Genomic DNA, 15,627 nt, shown 5'->3' with positions numbered 1-15,627 from the left:
TAAGAAAAGTGTAACACTTAGGGGATTGGGAACCAAGTCAAAGTGAATAAAGGGGCAGGGAAATTGTCCGCCAAGCACTATAGAGCGACGGCGAATCTCTCCTACTCGCGCACCAGAGCGTAAGCCTAACTGATCGGTCCGCAAGAACCTGCCTCCGGGCAGGTTCTTTTCGTCGTATCCTCCGTCAGCCTCAATTATCCGGGCGATATGCCGAAGCGGCAGGATTCCCGCCGAATCGCGACGAAAGGAGGGGATCGAATCTATCAGGCAGAAGGTGTGGGAACGTTGGGCAAGCATGCGAAGTGGGTCTTAAGTATGGTGTTATTAGTGTTATTAGCAATGGGATTAACGGCGGTACCCGAGACGACGAACGCTTTGGCGACGGGAGCGTCAGCGATTAGCGTGTCGTATGACGTCTCGTCGGGAGAAACGCTGTATGGCATCTCCAAGAAATTCTATTTGACGGGGGATTACGAGCAAGTCGCGAAAATCAACGGGTTGAATCCGAAAACGGCCTTACGAGCCGGGACGACGGTGACGTTGCGGAATCCGGCGGTTCTAGGCCAGTACGCGGTCCAGCCGGGGGACACCCTGTATGCCATAACGAACCGATTCTTCGATCGCGACTGGTACTTGAACATTCTCATGGCGTACAACGGCATCGCCGATCCGAATACGGACTTGAAGGCAGGCATGACGCTACGCGTCCCGATTCCGGCAGGAGAACGCAGGCATGCCGTGCGAAAGGGCGAAACGCTTTACGGCCTGTCGGCGACGTATTTTGATATCCAAGACTACCGACAGGCGATCGCCGTGTTTAACGATATCCAGAAGACTCCGGATTCGATTCAAGCCGGAAAGACGTTGCTCATTCCGAACCCCTATTACGGCGCTCCGATCGGCAAAACGGCAAATGAAGCAAAAGCGCTTTCCGTCCGGACTTTGTCTATCGAGATCGACCTTACGCTCCATCGGTTGTCCGTCTTATCCAACGGCACGGTGACCAAGCGCTTCGACATCGCCAGCGGGAAGAAGAAAGGACTAACGCCGACCGGAACCTTCGAGATCGTCACGAAGATCAAGAACCCGTGGTATTCGGCCAAAGGCATTCCTGGCGGCGACCCGACGAACCCGCTCGGCAGTCGCTGGCTCGGACTGAACGTGCCGAACACGCAAGGGACGAAATACGGTATCCACGGCACGAACGCCCCCGCGTCGATCGGCACGAACGCCAGCGCGGGCTGCATCCGGATGTTGAACGAGGACGTCGATTGGCTATACGATTCGGTGCCCACGGGGACGAAGGTGACGATCCGGGCCTAAATGGCTTTGGGAGTATTTTGAGAGCGGTGGATGTTATCTTCGACAGCGTCGAACTGATTTTAACGCTAAGTCGAAGGAGAGATTGAGGGATGGCAAGAAAAAGGAAGCTCCGTTCGCTGTTAACGGCGTTGGCGCTGGCGATCGCGTTGCAGTCCGCTGCGGTGTGGGGAACGCCGACGAAGGCGGAGGCAGCGGGATTAAGAACTTGGCAGTCGATCGGAAACTTCGCCGTCGCGGGAAGTATTTTCGATTCCAAGATGGTATTCGGAGGCGGCTCGCTGTGGCTAGCTTGGCTAAATGGCGATCGATTGTACGTGAACCGCTTGGCCGACGGCGGCTGGGTGCGGGAGAGCGCGGACGCATACGCGATCAGCGGCGTTTCGTCGTTCGATTTCGCGGTCTCGCCCGAAGGACAGCCATACGTGGCATATAGCCGATCGAACGACGAGATCGCCGTCGCGCGGGAAGAGAGCGACAAGACGTGGTCCGTGGGGGATACGAATCCATCGGTCAAGACCCCCTATCCACTGAAGATGTCCGTAGACGGGACTGGTCGCGCCTACGTGGTCGCCATCGGATTGGACGACAGGCCGACCGTGGCTATTACGGACGGCGATGGCTGGCTCGACCCGGAACCCATCTCCGGAGGGGCGGGTTATATGCCCGACGTCGCCGTCGATGCCGGGGGACTGCCCGCGGCTGTTTTCATGAACAAGGAGAGCGGTTTTTACGAGCCGATCGTCAAATCCCGATCGGCGGATGGTGCGTGGCACGATCTTGGAATGTTGACTCCGAGCGGCAATTACCCGGAGCTGCTGTATGCTTCCGATGGCGCGCTGTATTTGTTTTACAATACCAATTATGACGGTATCTTCGTATGGAAGCGGGACATGTCGGGCGCTTGGACGAACATCGGACATTTTGCCGGATTCAACGGTTCCATGGCGGTCGATCCGACCGACGGACGCCCGTTCGTGGGATATATCGACTCCTTCGATCCGGGCGGCACGTTGCATGCGGTCAAATGGGACGGCACCGCTTGGAACGCGCTCGGCTCCCTCGCCGTTCGCGATTATTCTTGGTACAGGCCGATCACGGTCACCGTCGGAGACGATGGCACGCCTTATATTGCCTATACCGACTCCGACGGCAATCTGGGCGTGCTCGGATTCGTGAAAAGCACGACGCCGCCGGCGCTCGTCGGCATGTTGCCGGAGAACGGCGAAGAGAGTTTCGCAGACGACGGCAAGCTGGAGCTGACGTTCGACGGACCAGTGAGGGGCGTCGCGGGCAAGAAGATAACCGTCTGCGATGCATCCTCCGCGTGCGAGACCATCGACGCGGCAGGAGTCCGGGTCATCTCTGGAGGCGAGACGGTCGAGATCTTACCGGACGGCCATTGGCCGGGGAAAGCGACGCTTACCGTGAGTATCGAGGCCGGGGCATTCGTGGACGAGAACGGCAATGCGTATGAGGGTCTGGCGGACGGCGACTGGCGATTCACGGTAAAGGCGAGTCCGCCTCGCCTTGCAGAGAAGGAGCCTTCGGGAACGATCGCCGCCAACCATCCGGTTTATTTGCTGAAGTTCGACAAGGAGACGCTCCCCGCCGACGGTTACATCACGGTGTATCGGGCTTCGGACGATCAGGAGATCGATCGCATCCATGTCGTCGAAGGCGATGCGTCGCCGGAGGACGGTTGGCTGACGTTCCTGGGCGATGCGGTGTTGCCGCAGGACGGTTGGCTGACGTTCCTGGGCGATGCGGTGTTGCCGCAGGACGGCGAGAGTTACTACGTGCTGATCGACGGGGACGCCTTCGTGGACGCGGAGGGAATTCCGTTCGCAGGTCTTTCGGACAAAACGGGATGGACTTTCAAAACCGTGAACGAGAACGTGCTTCAAGCAATCCCCCCGTTATCCCCAGCCAACGGCTCTTCCGGAGCGGCTAATGTCGAGAGCCTTAAGTTGACCTTCAGTGGCGCGGTCACCGCTGTCCAAGGGAAGAAGATCCTGGTCTTCGTCGGCAACGGAGACGAACCGTTCGCGGAAGTGGACGCGTCCGCCGCGACGGTGGAAGGAGCGAAGGCGACTCTCCCGCTGCCCGAGCGGCTACCGGCAGGCAGTACCGTCTTCGTGTTCGTGGAGCGGGGAGCATTCGCGGATGCCGACGGCAATCCGTTCGCCGGGATCTTGAGCAGCGACAACTGGCGATTCGATACGGCGTCCGCGCCCCGAAAGCCGACGATCGACCGCGTGCAAGCCGGGGACGGTCAGCTCGTTGTTTATTATACGCCGGGAAACGACGGCGGAAGTCCGATCACGACGTATAAGCTCCGGCTGCTCAAAGACGGCGTCGAGGTCGACTCGACCGACGTACCGTCCGATCAGCTCTCCATGACGTGGAGCAATTTGCAGAAGGGAGGAGCTTACGTCGTGGAGGTCGCGGCGGGCAACACCTGCGGGATTTCCGATTACGCTTCCGCGACGGCCTCGCCTTACGGCGCGCCGGGCGCTCCGACCAGCGTGACGGCCACGGCCGATGATGGAACGGCGAGCGTCGCCTTCTCGCCTGGGCCGCTGTTCGGCGGCACGCAGGCGACATACGAGGTCGTCGCCTGGGACGGCTTCGAACAGCTTCGGACGGTGACGGGCTCATCCAGTCCGATCTCGTACGCCGGACTGACGAACGGCCGCAGCTATACGTTCGCCGTCACGGCGGTGACGGAGTTCGGGCGATCGCCGCAGTCGGCGCGATCTCAAGCGGTTATCCCTTCCGGACCGCCGGAGCCGCCGACGGGGGTTAGCGCCGTTGCGGGGGACGCGTCCGCGACCGTGACGTTCGCCGCGCCGGCGCGCGACGGCGGCAAGCCGATCACGGGCTACAAGGTTACGACATGGAACGGCGGAACGGAAGTGAAGACGGTCGACGTTGTCGGAACGTCCCTCAGCGTGAAGGTGAACGGCTTGACGAACGGCACGCCTTATATGTTCACGGTAAAAGCCGTGAACGAGAAGGGAGAATCGATCGCCTCGTCGGCTTCCACGCCGGTCACGCCGAACGCCTATAGCGGCGGCTCGCCGGGGACGGGCGGGGGAGGAGGCGGCAACGGAGGCGGTTCCGTGCCGGTCGCTCCGGGCGGCATCTCCGTCATTGCTGGCGGAATCACGCTCGGCACGCTGATCATGGACATGAAGAAGGAAGGCGACAGAACGATCCAGACGCTGGATATCCCCGATGCCTTCATCGCGGGAGCGATCGCCAAGCTCAAGGCGGCAAGTATCTCTTCGTTCCGAATCGACATTCCGGATGCGCCGGAGCCGATCGATCTGCGGATCGTCAAGTTCTCGGCCGAAGCGGCTAAGCGACTATCCGAAGCGGGTATCACGCTCGGCATACGCGCTTCGGAGGTAGGAATCACGATGCCGCCCTCGTCGCTTCAGGGCGTATCCGTTCCGGTGGAGTGGAAGATCGAACCGATCCGGAACGGAGCCGAGCGCACTCGGCTGGGAGAGCGGGCCGGTTCGTCGGCGATCGTCGCCGGCCAAGCGGGAGGCGGCGCTTTGCAAGTGCGGGGCACGCCGGTCCAGATCGACGCCTCGCTTCAAGGCCGGGCGTTCATTCTGACGTTGCCGTTCGGGCAGTCCGAAGGACTTCGCGTGTTGCCGTCCGATACGGGCGTCTATGTCGAACATAGCGACGGCACGATCGAGCTGTTGCGGGGAACGTTCGATCCGGATGGCAATAAACCGTCGATCGCTTTCAAAGTTAATGGCTTCAGCACGTTTGCGGTCGTCGGCATCGCAGGCTGGGACGCGTTCTCGTCAAGCGGGAAGCCACATGACAAGGGCATCGCCTATATCGGAGGTTACCCCGGAGGCTTGTTCAAGCCTAACCAGGGACTGACAAGAGCCGAAATGGCGTCCATCCTAAACAAGCTGTTCGGCAGCGGAGAAGCGAGCAAAGCTTCGCAGGCACCTTATCCGGATATTCCCGTGAAATATTGGGCGCGCGATGCGATCGCGGAAGCCGCCCGCCGAGGTTGGATGAAGGGCTCGCCCGACGGGCGTTTCCGTCCGGAAGCGGCGTTGACCCGCGCCGAGATGGCGACGTTGCTCGCTGCCTTCGGTCCGCATAGTGAACCGAAGCAAGGACAACAGACTTTCTCGGATATCCAGGGCCATTGGGCGGAAACCGCCATTCGAAGCGCGCAAGCGAACGGCTATCTGAACGGATACGCGGACGGCACGTTCCGTCCCGACCGGACGTTGACGCGCGCGGAGGCGGTGGCGATATTAAACAGGCTGCTCGGACGGGAAGGCAAAGGTTCGGGGACGCCGGTCTTCTCCGATGTTCCGGCCTCCCATTGGGCGTTCGAAGCGATTCAGGCCGCCTCGTCGTCTCCGTAAAAGGACGCGTAAGAAGTCCGGGAACGGTCTCGAAAGAACAGGATGCCTTACCTTCATTGCAAGGGTGGGTATCCTGTTTTCCTATATAAAAAAGCTTTTTGGTAAACAGAGGGAGATCCATATCGCTTGCGAGGTAGCGTCGGTCTTTTTGAGTGGAAGTATCTCGATATTATCGATAATACGGGCGTTCAGCAATTATATGTAAACCGCGGAAGCTTTGATGCTACGCGGTTTTTGTCTTTTTCTTGTCGAATCTTTCATTATTCTTTTATTGAGCTTTAGTAGAATTACTGAATAAGTTTCGTACAGTGGAAGGGGAAATAGGAATGCGTATGTCGGTAAAAAAAGTGATGCTATTGATGCTGACGATAATGATCGTGCTAGGCACCGTCCCTGGCGGGATTTTCGGAACGGGGAAAGTTTCTGCGGAGGATGCCAGTGATTTTTCAGGAGGAGATGGTTCGTCTGGCAACCCTTATCTTATCGCAACAGCAGATCAATTAAATAAAGTCAGAGGCAGTTATTTAAATGCGAACATTTATTTCAAGCTAACAGATCATATTGATTTGAGCAGCTATGCGGGCGCCGGCTGGGATCCGATCGGTGTTCCTGGATCATCGCCGTTTTACGGCCACATAGATGGCAATGGATATAAAATAACAGGATTGAAAATGGATAATAGCTCAGGTGTAGGTTTGGGTTTATTTGGCGGTATTGGGACGGGTAGTTTTGTTGCGAATATGAAATTGGAAAATGTCTTAATTAAAGGGACAAATATCGTAGGTGGCTTGGTTGGTTATAACGACGGGGGAACAATTGAGAATAGTTTCGTCACAGGTAGTGTAAGCGGAACATATGAGATAGGCGGTTTGGTTGGCCATAACCTCAATGGAAAAATTAGCAACAGCTACACTTCAGCGGAATTGCGTGGATCTGCTGGTGTAGGTGGTTTGGTTGGTATGACCGAGGGAGGAATAATAGACAATAGCTTCACCACAGGGAGTGTGGGCGGTTTACAAGATATAGGCGGCTTAGTTGGCCACAACAACCACGGAGAGATAAGTAACAGTTACACCTCAGGGGATGTGGACGGAGGAAACAATAATAGCAATGTAGGCGGGTTGGTTGGTATTAATCGCGATGGAAAGATCGCCAACAGCTATACCTCAGGGAAAGTGAGCGGTGGAAATAAGAGTAACAATGTAGGCGGTTTGGTTGGTATCAATACCGATGGAACGATTACCAACAGCAGCGCTTCAGGTAATGTGAGCGGTGGAAATAATAGTAACAATGTAGGAGGTTTGATTGGCTATAACCTCAATGGAAAAGTTAGTAACAGCTACGCTTCAGGAAAAGTAGTCGGATTTAATAAAACAGGCGGTTTGATTGGCATCAACGAACGCGGAGAAATCAGCGGCAGCTACGCCTTAGGGGATGTGATCTGCGGACGCATCAGCGCTAGTGTAGGCGGTTTGATTGGTTACAGTGTCGATGGAAAGATTATGAACAGCTACGCCTCAAAGGAAGTGAGTGGGACGCTTGAGGTAGGCGGTTTGGTTGGCAAGATGGAACGCGGAGAGATCAGCGACAGCTACGCTTTAGGAGATGTGAGCGGAGAAATTTATTTAGGCGGTTTGGTTGGTTACAATGACGATGCCAAGATCAGCAGCAGCCACGCCTTGGGCAATATTAGCGTTAACGGAGGAACTGGAAGCAGTGGCATAGGCGGTTTGGTTGGCACCAACATGACCGGAAAGATCAGCTATAGCTACGCTTTAGGGAATGTGAGCGGTGGGAGCAAAGGTGATAGAGTAGGCGGCTTGGTCGGAGACAATAACCGCGGAGAAATTAGTAACAATTACTCTTCAGGGATTATTAACGGAAGTGACACTGTAGGCGGCTTGGTTGGCAACAACCAATTTGGAACAATCAGCACAAACTACGGCTCAGGGAAAGTGACCGGATTAAATCGGGTAGGCGGCTTGGTGGGCTGGAACTTTGAGAGTACGATTAGCAACAGCTATGCTTCAGGGCAAGTTAACGGAAGTGACACTGTAGGCGGCCTGGTTGGGTACAACCAGAGTGCGAAAGTCAGTAATAGCTACTCCTCCGGGAATGTAAGTGGAAGCTCCATGGTAGGCGGTTTGATCGGTAAGAGCTTATCTGGAATAACGGACAATAGCTTTTACGACGTACAGACAAGCGGGCAATCTAGCTCAGAAGGGGGCGAAGGCAAATCAACTGTGCAAATGCAAAAGCAAAGCAATTATGAAGCGGATAGCGCGAATTTATGGGACTTTATGAATATATGGGCGATAGATTCCTTGCATAATGGCGGCTACCCTTATTTGCGAGTTTTTCAGGTTTACCTAGACTATAACGGGAATGGCAATAGTAGCGGACAAGCTCCAACTAGTCAGTCTTATCCCTCAGGAGCAACAGCCAGCGTATATTCGGGGACAATAGATTTAGTAAAGATGGGGTACGTCTTTGATGGATGGAGCACGCAAGCGAATGGTGGAGGTACACCCTATAAGTCGGGTGATTCTTTTACAATAACGTATAATACAACTTTGTATGCGAGATGGTTAAGCAGTGAGGCCACTTTGACCTCCAGGTTGGGGGTCGTAAGCACAGGTGGAGCGATGACCGAAAGCATAACGAACGTTCCGAGCGGAACAACGTTAGCCGAATTAAAGGCGGCGATCATTCCAGCGGCGAACGCAACTTTCGAAATTTATGATGCAGATGGGACAACGATTGCAACAACCTTGGCTTCTGGCAAAAAGGTTATTGTCACCGCGCAAGATGGAACAACGAAGGTGACGTATATCGTGACCGTTGTGCCGAGCAGCGCGGCAAATATCACGTCATTCAGTTTTGCTGAGCAAACCGGAACGGCAACGATTGATGCGGTCGCGCACACGGTAGCGATTAAAGTGGCTTATGGCACTAACGTGACCAGCTTGAAGGCTGCGTTCTCTTTATCGGCAGGAGCCTCGGCGATGGTTGACTCCGTAGTGCAAGCGAGCGGAACGACCGCTAACGACTTCACGGCTCCGGTCACCTATGCATTAACGGCGGAGAATGGCAGTACGCAGAACTGGACGGTCGCCGTAACCGTTGCAGCGAGCAGTGCGAGCGAAATAACGGCATTCAGCTTTACTGAGCAGACCGGAGCGGCAACGATTGATGCTATCGCGCACACGGTAGCGATTAAAGTAGCTTATAGCCCTAACGTAAGAAACTTGGTGGCGAAATTTAATTTGTCTGCCGGGGCTTCAGTGAAGGTGGGCACCGTGGATCAAGTGACCGGTGTTTCCGCTAACGACTTCACTCGCCCGGTCGTCTATATCGTGAAAGCGGCGAACGGCAGCACGCAGAAATGGACGGTTACCGTGACCGTTGCGGCGAACACCGAGAAGGAGATCACACGATTTTTCTTTGATGAGCAAACCGGAGCGGCAACGATTGATACGGTCAAGCATACGGTAGAGATTGAAGTGGCGTTCGATTCCATCTTATTTCTACTTTATCCAAAATTTAATTTGTCTGAAAAGGCTTCGGCGATGATTGACGGCATAGATCTAGAATTCTTCATACCCCCTATCGATTTCGGTAGCCCAGTCACTATGGTAGTCAAGGCGGAGGATGGCAGCACGCAGGACTGGACGATCCTCGTGACCGTTGCGGCGAACAGCGCAGCCACGTTGACCTCTACGATCGGGACCGTAAGCGCTGAAGGAACGACGAATGAACGCATCACAAATATTCCGTACGGGACAACGCTTGCAGCCTTGAAGGCTGCGATCACCCCGGCAATGGGTGCAACGTTCGAAATCTACGATGCAAACGGAACTACCGTTGCGAATACCTTAGCTTCTGGCAAAAAGGTTATCGTAACCGCACAGAATGGCACGACGAAAGTTACTTATGTCGTGTCCGTGAATGTAGCACCGTCTGTCGGGGGTGATGGCTCAACGCCTTCAAGTGACGCTATATTAAGATCGACGGATGGCAGACTGACGCTTGCGCCAGGTAAAGCGGGCGAAGTTAGTTTAGACAATAGGATCGTCGTTTCGATCCCGGCCAATGCTACGGACAAAGATGTAAAATTAACAATCGACAAAGTGACGGAATCGCAGAAGCTTCTCACGAACAATGAAATTTTAGTTAGCGCGGTATATGAAATAATGAAAAATTTTGCGGAAAGCTTCAAAAACCCCATCACGCTTAGCTTTACGTTTGAACCTGCTAGCTTGAAGAGCAATCAAACGGCGGCTGTTTTCTATTATGACGAAGTGAAGAAAAGCTGGATTGAAGTGACGGGAGGCAAGATAATCGGCAATCAGATTACCGTGATGGTCGATCACTTTACGAAGTTTGCGGTATTCGCTGTAGATCACAAGGCTGATGTGCCGACAGACACAAAACCTACGATTAACTTGAGCGATATTTCCGGACATTGGGCTGAGACTGCGATTAAGCAAGCGGTTGGTAACGGAGTCGTCACGGGTTATCCTGATGGAACGTTTAAGCCGAATCATATCGTGACGCGCGCTGAGTTTACGGTTATGCTGGTGAATGCTTTAAAGCCGCAAGGAGCAGGAACAGGAACAGGAGAAGCATTGAACTTCACCGATGCGGCGAAGATCGGGGCATGGGCGAAGAGCGCAGTGTCGCTAGCGGTGCACGCTGGCTACATAAAAGGCGATGAGGGCGGGACTTTCCGTCCGAATTCCCCCATTACCCGCGTTGAGATGGCAATGATGGTTGCCAATGCATGGGGTTTGTCTTTGGAAACGAATAGCTCATCTGGTTTTACGGATGACCAGGATATTCCGGCGTGGGCGAAAGGTGCAGTTGCAGCCATGAGAAAGCTTGGTCTTGTAACAGGCAGAGGAGGAAATAAGTTCGCGCCGGTAGCGAGTACGACAAGAGCAGAGGCCGTTACCGTTCTTTTAAAAATGCTGGCTCAAAAGAGCCAGTAGAGTAATAATAGAGAAAGAAAGATATCCGTATCATTAAAGTTTGGAGCAAACTTACATGAAAGAAAACAAAATCACTTATGAGTCGATCGACGAGTATATTTCGACGTTTGCACCCGAGGTTCAAGCTATTCTTCAGACGCTAAGGGAAGCGATAAAAGAGTCGGCACCTGACGCGAAGGAAAAAATCAGCTATCAGATGCCTACGTTCGAGCTTCATGGAAATCTGGTGCATTTTGCAGCTTTCAAAAAACATATCGGTTTTTATCCGGGCGCGAGCGGAATCGATGAGTTCAAAGAGGAAGCAAAAGAATTTCACAAGTCGAAGGGAACATTACAATTCCCGTTCGATAAGCCGCTTCCCTATGACCTCATAAGCAGAATCGTTAAATACAGAACGGCAAGAAACATTGAAAAGTTCGAAAGCAAATCGAAAAAGAAGAAGTAAAGTCATCGAATAGGGCGAATAGGAGAATGGTAGACATCATGAATGAATTATCGAGATCCAAGACCATTAGCCTGATCGCTTTTCTTGTTCTCGTATGGGGAATATCGTGGCCGATTTATAAACTCGCATTAGAATATACGCCGCCTCTTCTGTTCGCCGGATTGCGCACATTAGTTGGTGGATTGCTATTAATCATCGTTTTTTGGTCCAAACGGAAAGAAATCCACTGGAAAACTAGCTGGCCGATCTATCTGATTTCATCCCTATTTAACGTTGCTCTCTTCTATGGGTTGCAGACCGTCGGAATGATGTATATGCCATCGGGACTGTTCTCGGTTATCGTGTATCTCCAGCCTGTCCTTGTCGGGATCATGGCTTGGTTATGGTTAGGGGAATCGATGACGGGAATAAAAATCGCGGGCTTGATTATCGGGGTACTTGGCGTAGCGGCGGTTAGCGCGGGAGGATTATCCGGGCATATCGCTGTCCTGGGCATCGTTCTCGCGCTTTTTACCTCTCTTAGTTGGGCTATCGGTACCATTTATGTCAAAAAAGTAAGCCTTCGGGTAGATTCCGTATGGCTGGTGGCCTTTCAATGCACGTTCGGTGGCATTGCTCTTACTTCCGTCGGTTCGGTTACGGAAAAATGGTCGAACATCGTCTGGAATGAGCATTTAGTCATTGGCCTCGTCTTTGGAATCGTTCTTGGAATATCGGCCTCATGGATCGTTTATTTCAAGTTGGTGAACTCGGGAGATGCCAGCAGGGTCGCTTCTTATACCTTTCTAGTGCCGCTCATTTCGGTGGTTAGCGGAGTGCTGTTCTTGAAAGAATCTTTTTCTATTTATCTTTTGGCGGGGCTAATTCTCATCGGAATCAGTATTTATTTGGTCAATCGCAAGCCCAAACGCAGTCGCTTGTCCCAATCTCTTGCAGACGGCTTAGTGAACGCCAATTAGAGATCCTCAATTATAATTTTCAAGACCAAGTCTCCTTTTTCAAGGGGGCTTTTTCATTCGATTTTAACAACGGCGACAGTCATTCGGTTGTTCTGAGCGATGTTGGCGGTCACTGGGCTGGAGAAGCCATAGGGAAATTAGCCAGCGCCGGGGTACTTGCCGGTTACGGAGACGGAACATTCAAACCGAACAAAACGATCAGCCGTGAAGAAATGGTCATTATCCTGTCCCGTATCGTGAAGAGAAAGCATGATTCCGGCACAGTACCTATAGACCATCGCCAAAGTGCTTGGATATAAATAGATGCAAGCAATGCTATCTGACATAATCTGGACGTCCCATAAATAGAGTGAACTATTACATTTTCCCGTTGCCGAAGAAATGAAATGTAATAATCTACTTTAGGAGAGTTCCATGTGAAAAAAAAACCTTTTTTCGTTGCGTGGGCTATCATTTTACCGTTGTTATTGATTGCGAATATGATTGTACCTTTGCAAGCGGCGCATGCGCTCGTTGAAAATCTAGATATGACTACCCAGCATAACGATAACCAACGAACAGGCGCCAATCTGAAAGAAACAATCCTTACGACTTCAAATGTTAACGCAAATAGTTTTGGTAAATTGTTCTCTCAGCAGGTGGACGGACAAATATATGCGCAGCCATTGTATCTGTCGAATATGGATATTGGCGGTAAGGTTCGAAATGTAGTTTATGTTGCCACTATGCATAATACGCTATATTGCTTTGATGCCGATGACGGAACCATTGGACCGTTATGGACGAAATCGCTAGATCCGTCCGTAAGACTACCCGATTCAAACATTGGACCGGAAGGCTACTCGGATATTAGAAACGAAATCGGAATTTTGGCCACGCCCGTAATTTCCAGAGAGAATAACGTCATCTATGTAACGCTCATGACGGTAAATTCAACAAAAACAAAGTATAAACACAGGCTCTATGCGATCGGTTTAACGGATGGAAGCATCAAAACCGGACCTGTCGACATAGCGGCAACGGTTGCTGGCACTGCAGAAGGAGGCAAGACCGTTAGCCTGGATAGCCGGGTTCAATTGCAACGTACTGCCCTGACGTTAGCAAACGGAAGAATTTATTTCGGCTTCGGCAGTATCGGGGATAATGGGAATTATCATGGATGGGTATTGGGTTACAACTCGGCAACGCTTGCTCAAGAGGTAGCATATACGACATCGCCTAACGGAGGATGGGGAGGCGTATGGCAATCGGGCCAAGGAATAACGATCGATTTGGCAGGGGATCTGTATTTTTTGTCCGGCAATCTTTCCACCGATACGGTTGATAATGTCATTAATAAAGGAGATAGCGTCATTAAACTAAGCAAGAATGCGCCAACCGTAACGCTTGATTGGTTCATGCCCTACAATTATAAAGAACTGGATCGAGATGATCTCGACTTAGGATCAAGCGGAGCTATGCTCATTCCAGGTACTAATCTAATCATTTGCGGAAGTAAAGAAGGAAAGCTCTATCTGTTAAATACGAACAATCTCGGAGGATTCCATGCGGGAAGCGATTCTCAAATCGTGCAAAGCTTGCATATTTCCGATGGGAATATCCATGGCGCGCCAATCTATTGGGAGGGGCCGAGGGGTAAACAAATTTATGTGTGGGCTGAGGGGGATACCCTTAAGGCATTCGGTTATAACGGAACGATGCTTAATTCGGTCCCCAATTCGCAAAGCGTCGTGAAATTGCCGGAGCAGACGATGCCCGGAGGTTTCTTAACCGTCTCGGCGGACGGAAGCAAGGCAGGAACAGGCATAGTTTGGTCAAGTACGCCTCTAAAGGATGATGCAAACCATTCAACCGTAGAGGGCGTTCTAAGAGCTTTCGATGCAAGCGATCTATCCCATGAACTATGGAATAGTAAACAAAGCGGTAATCCGAACGATATTTTCAATTTTGCGAAATTCGTTCCGCCGACCGTGATGAACGGGAAGGTTTATATGGCTACTTTTTCGAATCGATTAGATGTATATGGGCTAACTAGCGGTACTACAGCGCCGCCTATAACGAAGCTTGAAGCGGAAAATGCCGATCTTGTTATTGCTAGGATAGCAACGGATCATAGTAATTATTCGGGCACCGGATTCGTCGATAATTACAACACGGGTAACATAGGGGCAACGACGACGTTTACGGTCAACATGGCAAACGCCGGGCCTGCGAATATAACGCTAAGATATAGTAATGGAATGGGAGTTTCCCAAACTTTAAGTCTTTACGTGAATGGCGTGAAAATCAAACAAACATCGTTGCCGGCTACCGCGGACTGGGATACTTGGGGCGACAAAGCGGAATCGCTAAATCTCGTTGCCGGAGTCAACACGATTGCTTATAAATACGATGCCGGAGACACGGCGAATGTGAATTTAGATTATATTTGGTATGCGGGTGGATCGACACCGACACCGATACCAACACCAACACCGATACCAACACCAACACCAACACCGACGCCGACTCCTACTCCTACGCCAACACCAACGGCGACCCCTACGCCAACGCCAACAGCGACGCCGACGCCGATAACCCAGTTGGAAGCGGAAGACGCGGATCTGGTCATCGCCAAGAAAGCGACGGACCATAGCAATTATTCGGGCACCGGATTCGTAGACAATTACAACACGGGTAACATAGGGGCCGCAACGACGTTTACGGCCTATATGGCAAGCGCCGGACCCGCCAATATAACGCTAAGATATGCGAATGGCTCGGGAAGCTCCAAGACATTAAGTCTTTACGTAAACGGCGTGAAAATCAAACAAACCTCGCTGCCGGCAACCGCGAATTGGGATACTTGGGGCAACAAAGCGGAATCGCTTACCCTTAAAGCTGGCAGCAATACGATCGCTTATAAATACGACGCCGGAGATACCGCGAACGTAAATTTAGACTATATTTCGTATGCGGGAGGCACTTCGCCGCCACCGACTCCGACGACAAAAGCTGAAGCGGAAAATGCGGCATTGGTAATCGCTAAGAAAGCCACTGATCATAGGAATTACTCGGGCACCGGTTTTGTCGATAATTACAATACGGGCAACATCGGGGCATCAACGACTTTTACGGTCTATACGGCAAGCGCCGGACTCTCGAATGTAACGCTAAGGTATAGCAATGGAATGGGAATCTCCGAAACCTTAAGCCTTTACGTGAATGGCGTAAAAATCAAACAAACGTCGCTACCCGCAACCGCGAATTGGGATACTTGGGGCGACAAGACGGAATCGCTGAACCTTAATGCCGGATTCAACACGATTGCTTATAAGTACGATGTTGGAGATACGGCAAACGTGAACTTGGATTATATCTCTTTGGCAGGCGGACCAACACCAACACCAACACCAACACCAACACCAACACCAACACCAACACCAACACCAACACCAACACCAACACCAACACCAACACCAACACCAACACCAACACCAACACCAACACCAACACCAACA

General features: G+C 52.1%; 7 protein-coding genes. All 7 read left to right on the top strand.

Features of this window, described 5'->3' with window-relative positions:
- Nucleotides 1–315: 315 nt before the first annotated feature.
- Nucleotides 316–1,323, top strand: a complete 1,008-nt coding sequence (locus D7Z26_RS24620) for a L,D-transpeptidase family protein (protein ID WP_158602430.1) — start codon at nt 316–318, stop codon at nt 1,321–1,323.
- Nucleotides 1,324–1,412: 89 nt separating this feature from the next.
- A complete protein-coding gene (locus tag D7Z26_RS24615) occupies nt 1,413–5,732 on the top strand; it encodes an S-layer homology domain-containing protein (protein WP_120979694.1) in 4,320 nt (1,439 codons plus the stop codon).
- A gap of 326 nt (nt 5,733–6,058) precedes the next feature.
- Nucleotides 6,059–10,723 carry a GLUG motif-containing protein gene (locus D7Z26_RS24610; protein ID WP_120979693.1) on the top strand — a complete coding sequence of 1,555 codons (4,665 nt, stop codon included), beginning with the start codon at nt 6,059–6,061 and terminating at the stop codon, nt 10,721–10,723.
- 55 nt (nt 10,724–10,778) lie between these two features.
- Nucleotides 10,779–11,168, top strand: coding sequence for an iron chaperone (locus D7Z26_RS24605; protein ID WP_120979692.1), 390 nt, complete (start codon nt 10,779–10,781; stop codon nt 11,166–11,168).
- A 38-nt stretch (nt 11,169–11,206) separates the two neighbouring features.
- Nucleotides 11,207–12,127 (top strand): DMT family transporter, encoded by a 921-nt coding sequence (locus tag D7Z26_RS24600; RefSeq protein ID WP_120979691.1) that lies wholly within the window; start codon nt 11,207–11,209, stop codon nt 12,125–12,127.
- Nucleotides 12,094–12,426: an S-layer homology domain-containing protein gene (locus tag D7Z26_RS28030; protein WP_325050475.1), complete on the top strand. Its 333-nt coding sequence runs from the start codon at nt 12,094–12,096 to the stop codon at nt 12,424–12,426. The genes D7Z26_RS24600 and D7Z26_RS28030 overlap by 34 nt, the downstream gene beginning before the upstream one ends.
- A 117-nt stretch (nt 12,427–12,543) precedes the next feature.
- Nucleotides 12,544–15,627, top strand: a 3,084-nt coding sequence (locus D7Z26_RS27875) for a carbohydrate-binding protein (protein ID WP_158602429.1), incomplete at its 3' end; no start/stop codon positions are given.

It is taken from the genome of Cohnella endophytica, from assembly GCF_003628305.1.
GTDB lineage: Bacteria > Bacillota > Bacilli > Paenibacillales > Paenibacillaceae > Cohnella > Cohnella endophytica.
The sequence above is the reverse complement of the archived record's forward strand: the minus strand, read 5'-3'. Positions and strand labels throughout refer to the sequence as shown.